Annotated in this window: 18 protein-coding genes and 3 tRNA genes; 2 read left to right on the top strand and 19 right to left on the bottom strand. The window is 41.2% G+C overall.

The window, feature by feature from the left end:
- Positions 1-140: 140 nt before the first annotated feature.
- From FC61_RS00275 to FC61_RS00240, 8 genes are all read right to left on the bottom strand, one after another.
- Positions 141-1,070: a hypothetical protein gene (locus tag FC61_RS00275; RefSeq protein ID WP_021742265.1), complete on the bottom strand. Its 930-nt coding sequence runs from the start codon at positions 1,068-1,070 to the stop codon at positions 141-143.
- Positions 1,070-2,701: a phage portal protein gene (locus tag FC61_RS00270; protein WP_021742266.1), complete on the bottom strand. Its 1,632-nt coding sequence runs from the start codon at positions 2,699-2,701 to the stop codon at positions 1,070-1,072. The genes FC61_RS00275 and FC61_RS00270 overlap by 1 nt, the downstream gene beginning before the upstream one ends.
- Positions 2,702-2,718: 17 nt before the next feature.
- Positions 2,719-4,227, bottom strand: coding sequence for a phage terminase large subunit (gene terL / locus FC61_RS00265; protein WP_021742267.1), 1,509 nt, complete (start codon positions 4,225-4,227; stop codon positions 2,719-2,721).
- Positions 4,224-5,054: a phage terminase small subunit gene (terS, locus tag FC61_RS00260; RefSeq protein ID WP_035464844.1), complete on the bottom strand. Its 831-nt coding sequence runs from the start codon at positions 5,052-5,054 to the stop codon at positions 4,224-4,226. Before terS ends, terL begins: the two co-directional genes overlap by 4 nt.
- An 84-nt stretch (positions 5,055-5,138) precedes the next feature.
- Positions 5,139-5,720 carry a DUF2829 domain-containing protein gene (locus FC61_RS00255; RefSeq protein ID WP_021742269.1) on the bottom strand — a complete coding sequence of 194 codons (582 nt, stop codon included), beginning with the start codon at positions 5,718-5,720 and terminating at the stop codon, positions 5,139-5,141.
- A gap of 11 nt (positions 5,721-5,731) precedes the next feature.
- Positions 5,732-5,977, bottom strand: a complete 246-nt coding sequence (locus FC61_RS00250; RefSeq protein WP_021742270.1) for a hypothetical protein — start codon at positions 5,975-5,977, stop codon at positions 5,732-5,734.
- Between the two features lie 28 nt (positions 5,978-6,005).
- Entirely contained in the window at positions 6,006-6,317 is a 312-nt protein-coding gene (locus tag FC61_RS00245; RefSeq protein ID WP_021742271.1) for a hypothetical protein, read from the bottom strand.
- A 12-nt stretch (positions 6,318-6,329) separates the two neighbouring features.
- On the bottom strand, positions 6,330-6,560 hold the full coding sequence (locus FC61_RS00240) for a hypothetical protein (protein ID WP_035464845.1): 231 nt from the start codon (positions 6,558-6,560) through the stop codon (positions 6,330-6,332).
- A gap of 197 nt (positions 6,561-6,757) precedes the next feature.
- On the opposite strand from FC61_RS00240, the gene FC61_RS00235 reads away from it, so the two are divergent.
- Complete coding sequence (locus FC61_RS00235; protein ID WP_035464847.1) at positions 6,758-6,973, top strand: CsbD family protein; 216 nt, start codon at positions 6,758-6,760, stop codon at positions 6,971-6,973.
- A 37-nt stretch (positions 6,974-7,010) separates the two neighbouring features.
- On the opposite strand, the gene FC61_RS12355 is transcribed toward FC61_RS00235, so the two are convergent.
- From FC61_RS12355 to FC61_RS00205, 9 genes are all read right to left on the bottom strand, one after another.
- On the bottom strand, positions 7,011-7,187 hold the full coding sequence (locus tag FC61_RS12355) for a hypothetical protein (protein WP_154654568.1): 177 nt from the start codon (positions 7,185-7,187) through the stop codon (positions 7,011-7,013).
- 63 nt (positions 7,188-7,250) lie between these two features.
- Positions 7,251-7,793: a hypothetical protein gene (locus FC61_RS00230; protein ID WP_021742274.1), complete on the bottom strand. Its 543-nt coding sequence runs from the start codon at positions 7,791-7,793 to the stop codon at positions 7,251-7,253.
- Positions 7,794-7,940: 147 nt separating this feature from the next.
- Positions 7,941-8,435 carry a TIR domain-containing protein gene (locus FC61_RS00225; protein WP_021742275.1) on the bottom strand — a complete coding sequence of 165 codons (495 nt, stop codon included), beginning with the start codon at positions 8,433-8,435 and terminating at the stop codon, positions 7,941-7,943.
- A complete protein-coding gene (locus tag FC61_RS00220) occupies positions 8,419-9,276 on the bottom strand; it encodes a macro domain-containing protein (RefSeq protein ID WP_021742276.1) in 858 nt (285 codons plus the stop codon). Before FC61_RS00220 ends, FC61_RS00225 begins: the two co-directional genes overlap by 17 nt.
- A 492-nt stretch (positions 9,277-9,768) precedes the next feature.
- Positions 9,769-9,835 (bottom strand) — tRNA-Leu (locus tag FC61_RS12350).
- A 51-nt stretch (positions 9,836-9,886) separates the two neighbouring features.
- A tRNA-Ile gene (locus tag FC61_RS00215) sits at positions 9,887-9,960 on the bottom strand.
- Between the two features lie 111 nt (positions 9,961-10,071).
- A tRNA-OTHER gene (locus FC61_RS12345) sits at positions 10,072-10,123 on the bottom strand.
- 88 nt (positions 10,124-10,211) lie between these two features.
- Positions 10,212-10,679, bottom strand: a complete 468-nt coding sequence (locus FC61_RS00210) for an ArpU family phage packaging/lysis transcriptional regulator (protein ID WP_080664802.1) — start codon at positions 10,677-10,679, stop codon at positions 10,212-10,214.
- Positions 10,680-10,772: 93 nt separating this feature from the next.
- Positions 10,773-10,961: a helix-turn-helix domain-containing protein gene (locus FC61_RS00205; RefSeq protein WP_021742278.1), complete on the bottom strand. Its 189-nt coding sequence runs from the start codon at positions 10,959-10,961 to the stop codon at positions 10,773-10,775.
- A 130-nt stretch (positions 10,962-11,091) separates the two neighbouring features.
- Between FC61_RS00205 and FC61_RS00200 the strand changes: the two genes are divergently transcribed.
- Positions 11,092-11,709, top strand: coding sequence for a hypothetical protein (locus FC61_RS00200; RefSeq protein WP_035464849.1), 618 nt, complete (start codon positions 11,092-11,094; stop codon positions 11,707-11,709).
- Positions 11,710-11,913: 204 nt separating this feature from the next.
- Here FC61_RS00200 and FC61_RS00195 read toward each other — a convergent pair whose 3' ends face one another.
- Together FC61_RS00195 and FC61_RS00190 are read right to left on the bottom strand one after the other, a co-directional pair.
- A complete protein-coding gene (locus FC61_RS00195; RefSeq protein ID WP_021742280.1) occupies positions 11,914-12,105 on the bottom strand; it encodes a hypothetical protein in 192 nt (63 codons plus the stop codon).
- Positions 12,086-12,511, bottom strand: a complete 426-nt coding sequence (locus FC61_RS00190; protein WP_021742281.1) for a YopX family protein — start codon at positions 12,509-12,511, stop codon at positions 12,086-12,088. Before FC61_RS00190 ends, FC61_RS00195 begins: the two co-directional genes overlap by 20 nt.
- Between the last annotated feature and the right edge of the window lie 79 nt (positions 12,512-12,590).

The raw sequence follows: 12,590 nt of genomic DNA, 5'->3' as shown, positions 1-12,590 counted from the left end.
GCAGGTTGAGAATTGACAAGCTTTTCAAGCAAGCCGCTAAACTTATCAACTTTGCCTTCAAGTTCATTAAACTGTTCGACACTTACATTTCGTGGTGTTGGGTCTTGCGCCCCTGGTTCATTTGCCATAATAATTTCCTCCTAAATTTTGTAGTAAACAACAAAGCATCGACAACCGTTGTGAGGAGCACCCGGGATATCGTGCGAAGAGTAAGGACTTGCGTTGGTCAATTGGATACATTGTTCGCATACATGTCCGTCCTCCACGTTGTACCAGTAGCCAACGTTTAAACTGTTTTGTTCGGCAACAATCGCACCAGCAAGCGCGGCCACTCCCGCTTTTTTATCTCGAAGCAGTGAATTGGCTAGGTAGCCATTGGCTGACTTGAAATGTTTGGACGCTGAGTTGTTGCTCTTACTGCTTTCCTTAAACAAATGGCTTTGGTAATAGGCATCATCAAGGCCCACTTGAAACGCCCGATCAAACGTTGCCGTTACTTGGTCACGCAAAGCATCAGTTCGCAACCACACGCGGTCTTCAATTGACAGGCCCTGAGTAGCTGCATTAATCAGTTTGATTGCACCAGTCTCAACTAATTCACTGGTGTCTTGTGGCATATTTCCACGTGTTCTCATAAATTTGTTTTGAAACCGCATGGATTGTATGGCCTCATTCATTAGTGTCTGACCATTGTAGTCATTGACGCCCAAAGCGGCATACGCGATTGAGATAGCAACCATTGAGCCAAGCAGATGTTCGCGGTCAATTCCCGCTTGCTGCTTGGCACTCTTCAATCGATAACTAGCAGCCTCATCTTTCATCAGCCGTGGCCCATACCGCTGGATAAAGTCCTGCCACAGTTCGTAATCATCGTTATTGACGTTTGAGCGCATTTCAGATACTGACAGCACACCATCAACCGCATAGTGATCGCGAAAATATTTCAATGTCTCTGCAATCTTTCCTTTCGCTCCGGCCAGTAGCGCGTCAATATAGACATCATCGCTGTGGTCATTGGATTTAATTTGCTGTTCACGTTGCCTGATGAGTTGTAAACCGGTCAAGGCCATTAGCTATCCCTGCCTTCATCCTCGGAATCATCATCACCTTGCGAATCACTTTCGTTCTCTGGCCCAACTGGGCCGTCACCTGATGGTGTGTTCGCAAATTTGGCTTGATTAGCTGCCTGTTGCTTTTTAATCCGTGCCATTTCATCAGGAATACTCTTGACGCTAGACAGATAGCTAAGCAACTGGTCCAGCGAAACAATGCCATTCAAGTTCTTCACAATCTGCGATTCTTGAAGTGTATCGTGAGGAACGTTTGGCGTGAACTGAATGGTAGTATCACGAACCATTTCATCCGCCTTGTCATAAGAACGTGCCTCACCATTGTTGTATGCGTAAATCAAGAACAGTAGATCCTGAACAGCTGCTTCCATCTTTCTAAATTTGATGGCGGCCATCATCTGCATAGGCTGCATCTTTTTATCAAGGGACACACCACTAGCGGTTGAGTTAGCAAAATCAGGGTCATTCATGTTAGTAACTTGGGCCGTGTCATAAACTTGATGGGTTAAGTGTTTAATGGCATTTTCCTGCACGTTATCGCCATCTGGCTTATCTAGGTAATGAACATCGAACTTTTGTGTTGCGTTTTCAGTCATCATGACAGTATCTGGGATTTGGAAGATATGCCACTTTCGAATAGTTTCTTTTTGCTCTGGTGTTAGCTCCGCAACTCCCGCGATATAAAGAATAGCTGCCCGGAAGTAATCAACGTCATCAATCTTCGCTGACATGGTGTTGTCCATTGAGTCAATTAAGCTGATCACATCATCAAATACGCCCTCTCGCTCGTCGTTCTGTGCCATTTCAATCAGTGGAATCATTTTAAACGGGTTAGAAACCCGCCCTTGGTGTCCTATTACACTGTTCTCAAAGCCAACGGATGACTGTGCTTTTTTTACGTCACCGTTGTTAAATTGATAATCAAAATCAGTCGTGTGAACCGTGCCATAATAAGCACCCTGCACACGGTTAAAATCAACAGCAAACATTGGCTTACTGTCATTACTGTTGCTGTACACTACAAAAGCATTTTCAGGGCTCTTAAACGTTAGCTTTAGCTGTCCTCGGCTATTGAGATACGCTAAACAATAGCTTCGCCCGTGAATGGAAGCCTGCTTTGACCACTCAAACATCACGTCATTAAACCGGCTACGGCTAAACAACACAGCTAGATCATCGTTAACAGCTCTCGAACCAGCATCAGGTTCGCCATCAGCTGATGGATTATCTGAATAGGTGATTTTCGGGGCAATCCCATTAGTGTAACCAGTAAAGGTATTGACTAAGTTCTTGGGCATATTGACTACAACACGATTGCGGTCATCGTTCGCATTGGCTCCCGTCGGATCATTATAAGTACGAGTTCGAATATTACCGTGATCGCCTTTGTAGTAACGCATCTTTTCATGATAAATGTCGCGTAGGTTATCGTAATTATTCAACAATGTGTATATCTGACCGAAATCTCTAGAGATATCAAAGTCCGGAGAACAGCGTAATACGTCATTCTCATCAACGTAAATATCTTTGCTAAGAAACTGTGAATGGTCTTCATTCCAATCGCCATAGCCGCTAATAAAACGATTCAACGCATTCTGACGAATATGATAGTGATTAATTCCAATCGCCAATTAACTCACCTCTTTTCCTAATGCAACACACCTCCATAAAGACTGTGCTCATATACTGATGCTTCTGGCATCTTTGAAGCCATGTTTTGGCTAAGCGCCTGAGTCATACTATCAACTTCGTCATCGTGTTCCATGTTCGGGAACCCTGTCCATTCATCAAGCACCTCGTGGACCCATGGTTGCCAACGTGGGTGTGGCAAGTAAATATTTCCCGCTTCGAAGAATGGAACAACAACACTAGCCCGTTCCGTCTTGTCACCCTTCGGAACAACGGGTAGCACACCTGAGATATAGTTTCGAATCTGAGTGATAACAGCTGAACCGTTTGCTTTGTCTTCGACGTAAACCGCACTCGCGTCGGGGTGCCGTTGGGCCATAGCCTGAATCGCCCGAATCTGCTCTGGAAAGCTCATGCGGTCATGCACACGGTCAAGTAAGTAGAAGTTACTCCCTTGTTTCCCCCACGTCTGCCCGGCCACAAAGTCTGAACTATCCTTATCCGTGAAGGTAAGGTCCCAACTGGACCAAACGCGATCAAGCGCAGGAAGAATTGCCACCGAAGTGTCATGGTCCAGTCCCAACTTGGTCGCAGTCGCGGTGTTTGGTAAGTAATAATGAATTTGGTCGCTCTTGAAGATGTTCCCACCCTCAATAACTGGTCTCTGCTGATACAATGCGGCCCAAACTTTGCTACCAGATACAACACGCTTTTCCTCAGCCCACTTTTTATCTTTGAATAGAGGTTTTCCAGGGGCTAATGTTTCCCCAACTGAACGACCGAGTGGATCATGCTCCTCAGCAACAAGTGGTAACCGCAATTCTTGCCAAGGCAAAGCCTGCTCGGCCAATAAGTAACCGGCCAAGTCACTGACGTGCCAACGCGTCATAATGACAATAATTGAGGCATCGGCGGACAACCGAGAGTTAAGACTACCTTGCCACTCCTCAAGAATTTTTTTACGTATAGTAGGACTATTAGCTTGCTGCATATCCTTAAGTGGGTCATCAACGATTAATAAATCGGCATGTTTACCAGTAGCCGCTCCAAGAATGGTCGTACTGTGCATAGCACCACGGTGCCCAGCAATCTGCCATTCATTAGCAGTGTGTTTGCGGTCAGATACTTTTAATCCATACATACGACCAGCAAATTGGTCGAACTTCTCTAAGTTTCGAGTACCAAAACGTTGTGCTAAGTCATCAGCATAGCTAGTAACCATGACTTCTTTATCTGGGTTCTTCATTAAAAAAGCTGATGGAAAAGTTTCAGTGATAGTAGTCGATTTGCCATGCTGTGGCAGCATTTCAACTATTAAAAAGCGCCGCTCACCATCAAGAATAGGTTGCAGCGCATTACAAATCATTTTTGTGTAAGGGTACATGACCGTACGCTTTGCATCATCCTCATCTCGACCCCAATTTTGAGTCATCATGAAGTACTCCTCATAACTACGGCGAGATAGTTCGAACTCCGCCTCTTCGGCCAAATACTCTCGTTGCTCGGCCGATAAATCGGAAATAATCATGCTTCACTCCCCTTTCGCATAGTTCTCAACTCCTCAACTGATAATTGGCCCATTTGCTTACGCAAGTTAAGTTCACCAGTCTTTTCCTTCACATTCAGTAATTCGTTTTTAGCCAATTCAACCTGAACATTCAGCAAGCTACGACGCTCATCACTGAGAGAACTAATGATCTGCTGCTTTTGCTTGACTGCCCGCATGAGTGCAGCATTGACCGCATTAAGTGCCGAATCCAGACGATCTAAGTCATCAATCTTTCTGGGCTGTGTGACTTTTCCCTTTTCAGGAATGGCTTTTGCGCCAAGGAAAAACACATCAACGGAGCGCTCCATAGCATCAGAATCATCCATTTCTTGACGAATCTTTATTCGCTCCATGATTCGGTGCTGACGAATTTTCAACGTCCGTATTTGAGTGTTTATTGTCAGCAAAGGATCATCCGTCACACCTTCGAAAAGCGCGCGTTCTTTTTCCGACATTGTGTCAAAGTCGATTGTCTCGTACTCACCAGTCACTAAGGCATTGTGGTTGCCCCTGGGGGCGCCACCTAAGTTTCCAACAGCATTCTGGTTTCCCGGTGGCGCTCCGCCACTATTGCCTGCTGCATTCTGATTGTAACGTGCCGAATGGTAACGCTCCTTTTCAGCATCGTCATCATTGGTAACGTTACCTTTGAGCTCATCGGACCACTTATCTAGCGATTTCCATTTGCGAATTTGGCTTGGTGATACTCCTAATTCTTCGGCAATATCCTTCAAATGCCGTTTACCGTCGGAATCAAGCCACATTTTCTTTGCTTTATCTCTTTTAGGATTCCGTGCTCGTGCCAATCAAATTCACCACCTCCGACCATTAGATTTGTGTTGAGTTGTTTCATAAAAAGCATTAAATTATTTCACTTTAACTGTCGCGAGTTAATTAATGCTAATCAATCCGCCATCGATGTTTTGCTGCAATACATCTTGAACTTCCTTAATTTGATCGGGATAACTGGTTTTAAATGGGATTGCCATTCCTCGAACGTGTTCGGCATCGTCAAGTTTGAGATACACTGTTGAAACCGGTCGATAACTCATAGATAAATGCTCATCAATTTTTTTAACGGCTGTTTTCAAACTGTCGTCATCAATATTAATTTTTACGTTTATCGTTGAATTTGTAATAAGCTTTTTTTGAGCCTTTCTTGAACTATCACGCATTCGCTTAATCACTCGCTTTGTTTGCTCTGCTTGAGTTTCAACTAGTTTCCAATCATCAGCCAACATGTCTGTTTGACTGGCTACCCACGGAACACGGTCTTTAGGTGAGTATTCGTTGTCAGTCTTTAACCCGGTGGTATCAATACAAATATAATCATGAGTCATATATTTATTGCGACTTGCATCCTCATAGGCCTCACCAAAAATAATACTGATAAAAATACCTTTGCCGTTCCAACCCGAGCGTCGCACTCGTTTCCCACACTTCATTGCTTTTAATGCTTCTCCAAAATCCATTTCATCACTCCTTAAACATTCATATCCATGCGAAATAGCGGGTGTGATCCCGCAAACTCCGCAACCGCAATTGCTAATTCAGTTGGAAATGGTGAATCAGCCCACGCTTGAATCAAATAAACGCCCTTATAGTCATCTTTGATTTGGGCATGCATCACGCCACGTTGATCTGTAACAACGATCGTCTTTTTCTTCTTATCATGTACAATGTAGCCGTTGAATTTAGCGGCTACCTCAGCTAATTTGCTTAATTTCATTCGTATTCACCCTTTTATAAGAAGTCTACTAAATTGCTAAACTAATCAACCAAAGAATAACCATAAACACTGAATCAACTATGATTGCTATGATTCCATGCTTTAAGGTATCAAACGAATCAGCACCGATGCTGGAATTCTTCTGGAACAAAGCTGTCCACATGATCGAAATTCCTGTAGCACCCCAATAGTTCATCACAGGTAGCTTGAAAATTGGCACAATTACCCAACTCCAAGCCAGCATCAAATATAATCCACTAACAAGAATTGAAACAATCGCTAAGCCAATCGTCATGATCGACACTAGGCATCCAGTTGCATCTACTTTTTTATTTTTCATAATTCCTCCTTGTTATACAAACATGTCCCGGATAAACTTTTCAGCAAATAATTTTTTCCGTTGTTTTTCGGTCAGTTCACTTGTTGGCATCTGACTTAGTTGGGCATAAAAATCACCATAGACATCCCTTCCCAGTCCTGTGACGTAACAGGAAGAACCTTCATACTCTATTTTTTGGCTATACGAATAAGCCCATGAAAATTGAGCTACGTTTTCTGGATTAAGTTTAACCGTGATGCGCATTGCTATCATCCTTTACTTTTGTGATTTCGCCTACAGAAAAAGCACCACTCTTTTGCGAGTGATGCTTGATTCAAAATCTGAAAATTTAAATTTATAAGTGTCATTTACACTATCTCTTGCAGGATCTCCTTATTAGACAAGCAAATTAAAATGTGGAATAATACTGTTGTAACAAATACATTATGGGAGGTTATATTATGAGTCTAGATGACAAGATTGATAGCACCAAAGATAAGGTAAGTGGAAAAGCTAAAGAAGTTGAAGGCAAGGTTACGAACGATAAGGCCCGTGAAGCTGAAGGTAAGGGTCAAGGTATTCTAGGTAAGGCTAAAGATAAACTGTCAGATGCCAAAGATGCTGTTAAAGATACGGTTGATGACGTAAAGGAGAAGTTAGATAAAGACGATAAATAAATTATCATTTTTAAGAAGGCCAAAATCTGGTCTTCTTTTATTTTTTCACGCTTGTTACCCTGTTTTTTCTCCACACTGTAATACGCTGTTTAAATGGTCGCTGTGGCTTTTTACGTTGCCACCGTCCATCTTTAAGCTGACGTTCCAACTCTCCCAAGCAGCGTGCCTCTGTGCGGCTGACCAGGCCAAATTTTGTATTTACCATCTGGCCCATGCCGGCCACCTCCTAATTTTGGGCAAAATAAAAGCATCGCTGCTACGCGACGCCATAAAAAACTTATAAAACAATTTCAAACAACTGTCCGTACGTTTCTTCCAGTCTTACATTTTGCGTTGCTAAACCATGCGCTTGAAGTTGAATATGTTTCCCATTACTATAGGCCTTGAAAGCCGTAGGCGATAAATCAACTGTATATGGGTTCATGGGTTTGGTTGGAATAAAGACTGTTGAGTCATAATCCGGAATACCCTCAATCAAAATATAGGCACGTGAAACAGAAGCTTCGTACCATTTTTTTGCTTGATCAAACTCGTCCAAATTCCATACAAGATGCTCAGTATCAAACTTTTCAAAGTGAATATGAGTACCATAGAGGTGGTAATAATGCAATGGGGCACAGTTATCCAGAACTTCCGAATTCCGTGAAAGTTTCAGCTCATGCATATCGCTTTCAACGTAATCACGTAGCTCTCGAAATTCTTTTAGTGCCTTTTGTCTATCAGACATTTGATTGATTTCATGAGCTCGTTTTGAAATATCATTAACTCTTTCGTCGATTTCCTGCCACGTTACATCTGCCCGTATAATTAATTTTTCCATTTAAAAACCTCCGTATAATTTGTCAACAAATAAATTATACAGGATAATTGCAACTATCCCCAAATAACTGTTGTTTGATATATCAGGATTTTGAGCACTAAATAATTTTGGACAAAATAAAAACGCCCCAAAGGACGTTAATTATTTCTACAAACCCAAGCTTTCATACACTTTATCTTTATAAGAATATCCACCTTTTTTACCATCTCCTCGATAACTTTCATCATAATCTGGCCAATTATCCATTGCATACTTAATAATTTTTTCTTTATAGGGAACAGTTATATGTAATTCATCTCTCAAAACTGCAGGCATTAAAGCATCATCTTGTCGTTTGCCATTCAAATTGACAGCGATAATCGGTAAATCCAATCGAATCGCCACTTCAATTTCCCATTTAACAAACTTCGTTAGATTTTTTGTATGTTCACCAATCAAAAGAATGAACAATTTAGAATTCTTAAATCTGTCCATTAAACTTTTTTTAATTGATTCTTCGGTGCTCGAATCTCTTGCACTGTGTAAGTCATGTGCATCATTAAATTCAAAATCATCTTTGACGCTCCAACCTCGCATCAATTCGTAATACCGCATATCATTGTCACCATCAAATGCAACATATACCTTATTTCTGTAAGCCATAAAATTTACTCCTTAACAGGAAATAGTCGATTTCCCGATTTGTATTTTTGTCTAGAAGGATAATTAACTTAGTAGGCCTCTTAAATTTAATTCTTCGGAGCTTGAAAGTCCAGAGTATTGTATCCAATATCTCTGTCGCACTATACCTATCATGGTCTAGTCTGGTTATACCCGATCCGAATAGAGTTATGACTACAGTTCTTCCAGCATACATTTCATCAATTTCATCCCAAAAGTTAATTAGAAATTTTACATAATCTTGAATAGACAGGTACGCTCGGTTTTTATCATCAAAATGAGTTAAGGCTGTCAAGAAAACATCTTCTGAAAATTTATGAATTGATCCAAGTTCGTATCTTGTTTTTTTACCTCTTGGCCTATCTCTATTGATATCCAATTTGTGTCTATGTTCCAGTCTCCCATCTTTATCAATAGAAATATCTAATTTTGAGATGTTATCTACTTTTTTATCGATAAATTGTCCGTTAAGAGAGCCATGCGATATTATCTCATCATCAACTTTTGTATCAAAATACTCGTTAAAAGCAAACACTTTAATAAACTTACCATTGTCATAATATTTACTGTTAAATATATCTCCGTGTTTCACCGATATATTCGAATCCCCAACCTTAAAACCGGCGCTTCTTATCAAGTTTGCCCAAATTAATTTAACAATATAAAATACAATTGTGAGCAATACAAAACCAATTAGTACATCCTTTTTCGTCTGTTCCTTGAAATCAACAAATGACAATAATGCACCAATAACCCCAAAAAGCCAACCGGCACTTGCAGATACTGATTTCAACAGTTCTTTATTAAAAAACCCTACATTCATATTTCTATATACTCCCCGATGGTTAATTTAATATATCCTCATATTACTCCACCGTTAGTGAGAAAAGAAAGGCTGAAATAGAAAATATGAGGGCATTAATATTTCCAATAAATATTGACATAAAAATCAAAGCAACGGAAATAATAACCTTCACACATTTGAATGTCGTCATCATAGATCCCTCCTAATTTATGTACAAAAAAGGAACCGCTCTACCACAGACGGCTCCTCAGACTAATTTCAAACTAAACTGAGAGAAGTTCTCACCTCTTTTCAGATTAGTTTGTATGACCCAGTGTTAAGCAAAAATTTGTTTAGGGCCAATGTGCTTGGTAGGGATTTGCACCCTGCATGAATTAAGAGTAATCCCCGCATATATAGAGTTAGAGAACCCTACACAACTAGCGTCTACCTATTCCGCCACAATCACACTTGGGCACTCAGTCAATGAACGGGAGAGCTCATCTCCTTAGGTTTATTTGCGTCCAACGCCCCTAACCGGATTCGAACCGGTGACCTCCCACGTCTCAGGTGGGCGCTCTAACCTAACTGGACCAACCTGCTGATCAACACAGGGCAGCTACCAATCCTCTGAGCTATAGCGACTTAATGGACCTTGTAGGATTCGAACCTACGACCGAACGGTTATGAGCCGTCTACTCTAACCAACTGAGTTAAAGGTCCAAATGACCGGTTATGCAGGCCGGTCAATTTTATGCAGGAGTTTGGCGAGCTGAACATACGTTTAAATGAAGGGGAGTCGCCTCCCAATTTGTAATGCTCGCCAATGTCACTGACGGGAATCGAACCCGCGTCAGGCAATTACTGTCTGCTCTACCATTGAGCTATGCGTGTTTTTCTTAATTCTTTCGATGATACTAGAATAACCCTTAAATATGGCTAGTGCCTGCAGTCTGACTGCACAAAAACTGCACTCAAACTGCATCAAAACTGCTTTTTTTAAAAACATGGAGATCATCCAGCATGTAGCAATCGGCAAACTGTAATAGTGCTTTTGGCTTCCAAACGTGGAAATAGCTAGACTCAGAAAATCCTAAGTCCATAAAGCACATGGTATCTGATAGTTCTTGTAGATATAGTTCATCTAGGATATTCTGGCAATCTTTATCACAGTGTTTAATTGCTTGGATTGTCCGTTTGACGACTTCTTCGGCATATAGCCGCCGCACAATTCTTGAATCTGTCGCATTACCTGATGGCTGAGATTTTGGCATTCCATCATAGCTAGGTGATTTTAAATCGCTCATTGACTGTCCACTGATACGGACCATCTTAGGCAATACTACAGATAAAAAGTGTGTCACGTTTTGCAAAGTTGCTCCAGCATCTACTTCCGGGAATAGACTTCCCATATTCATATTGTCAAAATCTAATTCAGCCAACCCTTTCAGCCCCTATCAATGGTATAATTAATTTGTTGACCATTGAGTAAGCATAATTTGGGTAAGGGCTGCTGCCGGGCGGCCCTTTTTTGTTTACCTAAAAACATCTAAGCTAACATCCAACGCTTTGGCAATTCTGCACATCAAGTCAAAACTTGGGCGCTTGATTTTGCCATTCTTCAACGCGTAAACGTTTGAATCATTGGAATCACCCATCAGTTTTGAAAGGTGATGTGGTGTGATTCCACGTTTTTCCAAAAGCGGTTCAATTTTGCTCCACATACTAGTGCCTCCCGAAAATAGTTAACTACTTACTAGCATTTTTAAATATGCTATGCTATCATTGATGCCACAATATGTTGTGGCTCTAGTAGCCATACTACATTGAATTTCCCTCAAGGTGGCTACTACCATGGATCCCCATTTATCATTGACGATGTTTTTAACCTTCACTGCCAAAGTAAGCACTTCTGCAAAAATGACTTACGTAAAGCAGCTAAAGAATAGTGAATATTCGCCGGCAATCGATTACTACAAAGATTTGCGCACACATATTAAGAATGTTTTGAAAAGCGGTCAACCCGTTGATCGATTCGCTGACATCGTTGAAACTGTACGCACCGAAAAGAAAGCTAACTATTCACGATGCATTCAAAAATTCATCAAATTTTACAACTCCTACGATAGTGTTGAATATTTTGACACCGGTAGTGCCAATTGGACGATTCCTAATACCATATCAATCTCATCATCACCAGAGTTTGGACTTATCTTAAATGGTCAGAAGTACTTGATTAAGGCATATTACAAAAAGCCAAACGTGTCTACAAAAGTTACCAAGAGAAACATTGAATCCATGCTTACTCTGATGGAAAGCGCTAATTACAGTTTTTCCACTAATGACTGTAAAATTGCGGTGTTAAATCTGCAAAACGGAAAACTTATCACTGGATCCCCTGTTTCTGAAAATAAAATCTTACAATTAAAGATTGATGCACAAACCCTAGCAAACATTTGGAATGCCGTTTAGTCTCTGTCATTTCCAATCTCCCCCATGATTTCTGCACAGCTTTCACAAATATATTGATGTTCGCCAACTTTTAAAGTTCCAACCTCGCCACAGACAATACACTGTGGCCTTTTTATATACCGTAAATACAAACAACTAAAAACCTCTCGCAAACGCAAGAAAAATTTTTTCATTTTATTTTTCCTCCTACATAAAATAAGAATTTTATCCCATCGTCAGCTCATGGATAACCTGGTTGCGTTCCTTCGCTGACAGCTTGTTAATCGCGTTGCGCTGGCTGTTACTCAGCTTGGTGAAGTGATTGCCGCACCACACTAACGCCTGTGCCACATCGCCACCATAGCTTGCCATGCCTTGCAGCACGTAATTACGATACTCAATCTGTTCGTGTGTCATTGTCTGCCTCCAATAGTTCTGGGTTCGTATGCACATTACCAATGACTTCAATCTCATTAATATGGTCACTAACTAGCATCTCATTCCCAGTAGCCAAGTCTTCTCCAAGGATATAGCTATTACCATCCTCCATAATAACTTGTGAAATTTTAGGCTGAGCATACTTGTAGATAGACTTAACGATGTCGCCATCGTAGATTTCTTTACCGTTGGCATCTTTCAGGCCGGTATACTGCTCCAATTTAAGCTGGCTGTTGTCCCTAACAGGACCATCATTTCCACCTTGAACATTACCATCAGTAGGACTAGCTTCAACCCAGTACGCCTTGCCATCGATAAACTCTATACAGTCGACTTGTAGCATTTTATGCTGCGTTTCGTCCCACGCTCTAAATTTTGGTACCATCATTCGCCCTCCCAATCTCAACATCACTCGGTGCTACAATCACGTCGTGCTGCTCCTGTAGCTCTCTAACGGCTTCTTC

The sequence above is a fragment of the Levilactobacillus brevis ATCC 14869 = DSM 20054 genome, assembly GCF_001433855.1.
Classification (GTDB): domain Bacteria; phylum Bacillota; class Bacilli; order Lactobacillales; family Lactobacillaceae; genus Levilactobacillus; species Levilactobacillus brevis.
This window is presented reverse-complemented; position numbering and strand designations above follow the sequence as displayed.